At 40.4% G+C, this 4,555-nt stretch carries 4 protein-coding genes; 3 read left to right on the top strand and 1 reads right to left on the bottom strand.

Features of this window, described 5'->3' with window-relative positions; translation table 11 throughout:
• Positions 1–83: 83 nt before the first annotated feature.
• Both AC4E96_RS07870 and AC4E96_RS07865 read left to right on the top strand, forming a co-directional pair.
• Positions 84–710, top strand: coding sequence for a DsbA family oxidoreductase (locus AC4E96_RS07870; protein WP_490255426.1), 627 nt, complete (start codon positions 84–86; stop codon positions 708–710).
• A 21-nt stretch (positions 711–731) separates the two neighbouring features.
• Entirely contained in the window at positions 732–1,247 is a 516-nt protein-coding gene (locus AC4E96_RS07865) for a DUF2919 family protein (RefSeq protein ID WP_490255425.1), read from the top strand.
• Between the two features lie 7 nt (positions 1,248–1,254).
• On the opposite strand, the gene AC4E96_RS07860 is transcribed toward AC4E96_RS07865, so the two are convergent.
• Positions 1,255–2,883 (bottom strand): response regulator, encoded by a 1,629-nt coding sequence (locus AC4E96_RS07860; RefSeq protein ID WP_490255424.1) that lies wholly within the window; start codon positions 2,881–2,883, stop codon positions 1,255–1,257.
• A 283-nt stretch (positions 2,884–3,166) separates the two neighbouring features.
• On the opposite strand from AC4E96_RS07860, the gene AC4E96_RS07855 reads away from it, so the two are divergent.
• A complete protein-coding gene (locus AC4E96_RS07855; protein WP_490255423.1) occupies positions 3,167–4,516 on the top strand; it encodes an MFS transporter in 1,350 nt (449 codons plus the stop codon).
• Positions 4,517–4,555 lie beyond the last annotated feature (39 nt).

Here is a 4,555-nt window from a genome sequence, read left to right as displayed (position 1 = left end):
AAATTGCATTGATTTGCTAAGACGTCATTAAACAATATTTTTGTTTAAAAACAGTAATTAGCCCAATTCAATGAGCATAAACAATGAAAGTAGAATTTTGGTTGGATCCCTTTTGTCCTTATTCCTATTTGGCGCATAGCCAATTGCAGTATTGCTTGAAGAAAACAAACAAAACCGCTGAACTCGACTATAAGTTTTTGCGAACAAAAGACGATTACTTCGACCAAACGGATGCGGAGCAACCAACCTTTTTACATTGGTTTGCTAAGACTAACGGCCAAGAAAAAGTCTGGGCCGATTTAAAGTTTGAGCAATTTAATTTACTGGCTCAAGAGCTTAATATTCAATTAAATCCAGAAGACATCAAGCCGTTACAAGTCGACAACATCGAAGCATTAGTGGCAAAAGCGGCGGTGTGTGGCCAAGCATCGGCATTCATGGATAAATTATTCGTCGCAATGTTTGTTGAGAACCAAGTGATTGACCAAAGTTTTGCTGAGTCTTTGCTGGAAAGTATTTTATCCTCGTCACCTCAAACAAGCCCTTCAGAGGCGGATATAAACTCCCACCTGTCGCAAGAACACGCCTTGATTAGTGAATTAGGCATAGAACAAGCCCCGCTTATGATCATTAATGAAGAAATTGGCTTGGAGGGCATTCAACCACAAGAACATTTGGTTGAAGTCTTAAATATGGTAGATTCTGTCTAAACAATTTAGCCTGAGTATGTAGTGAATTATAAAGACTTTGATTTTGAAGGCCGCGTGCGGGTTCCTGTCGGCTTTTATTTAGTGTTGGCTTATGTACTCAGAGGTTATTTTATTTGGGTGATCTCATTGACTCACCGAGACGACCCAGGCTTGATTATCTCTTTGATTTACCCCTCTCCATCTGCTTTTTACACTTCAATGTTGATAGGGATCCCTGGCCTTGTTGCTTATGCCTTTTTCTTAAGCAAAGGGCGATTATGGGCTTCTTTTGAATCCGTTATATGGCCTGTTTTTCGATATATCATTCCTTTAGGCTTGGCCACTGATTTGGTGGTTCAAGGAACTGGCATGTGGCAAAGCCATTTGTTAGTGCATTGGAGCGGCCCTTTATTATTTTTACTTGGTGTGTACTTGTGTTGGTATTGGATAAGCTCCCAACGTTTAAAACGATTCTTTAGTCTGTGGCTTATAGAGGTGGAAGAGGCTGCAGAGCCTGAGGCTGACCCTAATTCAAAAACAAATACAAAATCAAACTAAATTGATTCTAGATTCGTTCTTCTTGCAGCTTTTGTTTTAACTTGCGGTAACGTTCGGCTTGTTCGTCAGTCAAAGTTGAATTATCGATAGTGTTTTGGCACTTATCGAGAAGCTCCATGACATCCTCAGACTCAAAATTTAAAAACTGACTTTCCGCCATCGTTTGTAATAAGTTGAGCGCAATTGATGGGTTTTTAGGCATGACTTTAAAGGCGTTACTAAAAGCGGTGAGGGCCTCTTTTAAGTTACCTCTGGTGTAGTAGGTAACCGCGTCGTTATTGAGTTGTTTTGGTGAGGCTTTTATTTCTACTCGAAGCTGCTTTTCTGTGTTTATAAACTTGGCGAACAAGGATTCTGGCTGTAACTCACTGGTTTCTGCAATGGCATTAAACACGCGCTCTGAGTCTTTGTGAAACCCAAGTTCGTGTAAAGCTTTGGCCATATCAAGGGCGTCTTCTAAATCGTCGACTTCAATAATGTCGTTTTGTTCGAGTCGGTTTTCGAGGATTTGTTTGGCTTTGGCGGTCTCATTTTTAAGGAAATGAATACGTGCAGTGGCGACGCCAATTTGATCATTGAGTGCTTCTTTTGGAAACTTCTTTTTTAAGTTGTCGAGAATATGCTGACTTTGTTGAGCAAGCCTATTTACTTCAGTCTCGTTGAAAGAAGTGAGGCCATAATCAACATTAGCCCGAACTGCTGTCAGATAAGCTTCGGGACTTTCATGAACACTATGACGCAAATTTCGTACGATGCTGTTAGAAGCTTGATATTGCGACTCATAGTCATAAGTAATTCTGGCTAGGCTATATAAGTGTTGCTGGCGATGAATGTTCCGTGGCGCCATTTCTGTCGCTTGTTTTAAGTGGTGAAGTGCATCATCAAATTTATCGTTCAATTCGCATAGCTCTGCCATAAGTTCCAGAGCAGGCAATCGCGTGGCTCGAGATTCTATGAGTTCACCTAACAGGTGTTTGGCTTCAGAGAATCGGCTCAAGTGCAGGTGGCACTCCACTAATCCTAATTGTGCCCATTGGAAGGGTTTGACTTTAAGAACGGATTGGTAAAACTCTAGAGTTTCTGACCAATCACCGGCTTCTTTTAAGATTTCACCTTTTAGTTTCATTAAATACGAAAGCCAATTCGGAGACTCATTTTTTGAAATAAAGTGGTTGAGGCGCGTTAGAGCACCTTTAATGTCTTTTAAATCTAAACAGTGAAAGACTTCAGACAGGGCGACTTTTTTTGTTAGGACGCGCCTTAAACGCTGCTCGAGCTCTTTGGAGGTAAATGGCTTCAGTAAAAAGTCATCAGGGTTTAATTCGATGATGCTATGACTTAATTGAATATCATTATCAGAACTCATGAACACAAAGCAGGTACCGCATTTTAACAATTGCTGTTCGTGAAGACGTTCAAAAAGTTGAAATCCGTCTGCGCCTTTATTTAATTCATAAGCACAAAGAATGAGTTGGTATTGGCGTTTTTTGATGGATTCTATGGCGAGGTGCGCGCGGTCAACAAAGTCGATGCGTTCAAAACCAAGATGTTGTAGCGAATATTTAATATGGCTTTGGGCAAGAGACTGCTGCTCTACAACAAGTGCAGATTGAAGTTGGTCTTTCAACTCTGTCATTCCATCGCCTGGTTAAATATTGGACATGCTTTAATAGTAGAAACTTTTACAACGAAATTAAAGCGATAGTTTGTTTAATAAGCAAATATTCGACGTCTAGTCGAATTGATAAGTAAACTCGATACTAAAGATAGATTAAATTGATTAGCTTAAATTCGGTAATCATCGCATACTTTTAAGCCTGCCATAAAAGTCGGTTTTACGAAAGTTTAGTCAAAGGTTTGGTGAAACCAGAGCCTTGGTTCGAGTGCGTTAGATAGTTTTTAATATTGGAAAGTTAGCTATGTTTTTAGGTATTTCAAAATCATTATGGGTTGCATTGTGTGTCACGTTGTTGGCATGCATGGGACTGTCATTACCATACCCTGTGCTAACTCCACTGTTTATTGATGCTCCAGCATCTAGTCTAAATACCTACGCTGGTTTGTCTGGTGAAACGCTGCTTACCGTACTATTGGCGATTTATCCGCTGGGAATTTTTATTGGCAGTAGTTTTATTGGCGCACTTTCAGACCGTTTTGGCCGACGTAGAGTATTGTCTAATACATTAATTATATGTTTTTTCGGTTATCTAGCTTCAGCTTATGCTTTATACATTGGTGACTACTTATTGTTGGTAATAAGCCGCTTTTTAACCGGCATTACAGAAGGCAATATTGCTATTGCTCGGGCCATCGCTTTAGATATAGGTCAACAGTCAGAAGAAAACGAATTTCAAACGGCTGAAGAAAGTGTCGATTCAACAAAAAGTACGGACTCATCGCTAAACACAGCACAGCCCCAAAAGTCTGCAGCGCAACTATCTAACGATAAAGTTCGCGCCGTCTCATTAATTAACAGTTCTGTGTTTGTCGGCTGGTTACTTGGTCCGTTAATTGGTGGTTCGTTAGGGCACTTTGAGCCGTATTACGCTATGTTTGCGGCCGCCGTCGCCTCTCTATTTTGTGTGGTCTTAGTAAAGGCGGTACTTGGTGAAACGTCCATTACTCCCGCTACCGAGTCAATGTCTGTGTTTAAGGCAGCAATTAAAGAGAACTCATTGCGGATGTTGGCAGACCCTTGGCTTAGAAAACTGTTTTATATGTATTTTATATACACATTAGCAATGAATCTGTTTTACGAATTTTATCCAATTTGGTTAGTCGACAAACTGGGATTTGGCTCTTTAGGTATTGGCCTGACAACAACGAACATGACGATTTTTATGACTTTGTCTTCTGTACTATTGGTGACGGGCATACAGCGTCGTTTTGGTTTAACAGGCCCGATGTTGTTTAGCATGGTGATGTTATCGGCGTTTTTGTTTTTGTTGCCATTTACCGAGAGCTACGTGACCAATATTGTCTTTTCTTTGGCCGGAATTAGTATTGCGATATATAACGGAATGTTGCCGGTATTTATTAGTGATAGTCAGCCAGGAAAAGGCAATGGGGCGGCAATGGGCCTATTAACGACGACGTTCTGTATTGCCAATGTGTTTGCCGCGATATTTGGTGGTGTATTGATTCAGTTAGACTCAATCTGGCCTTTATTCTTGGCGTCAGCCTTGTACTTTATCGCTATGATATTGATGAGAGCCTGGTTTGTTAAGCCGAACAAAATTAGTGAAGAGCGAGCGGTTTCTCTCGATTAAGAACAGATAAAAAGAATAGATTAAAAGAATAGATTAAAA

The sequence above is a fragment of the Psychrosphaera sp. genome (assembly GCF_982872775.1).
This window is presented reverse-complemented; position numbering and strand designations above follow the sequence as displayed.

Bases quoted from the DNA above. Each gene is read 5' to 3' on its own strand.
- AC4E96_RS07870 (WP_490255426.1), top strand. From the start codon at position 84: ATGAAAGTAGAATTTTGGTTGGATCCCTTTTGTCCTTATTCCTATTTG.
- AC4E96_RS07860 (WP_490255424.1), bottom strand. From the start codon at position 2,883: ATGACAGAGTTGAAAGACCAACTTCAATCTGCACTTGTTGTAGAGCAG.
- AC4E96_RS07855 (WP_490255423.1), top strand. From the start codon at position 3,167: ATGTTTTTAGGTATTTCAAAATCATTATGGGTTGCATTGTGTGTCACG.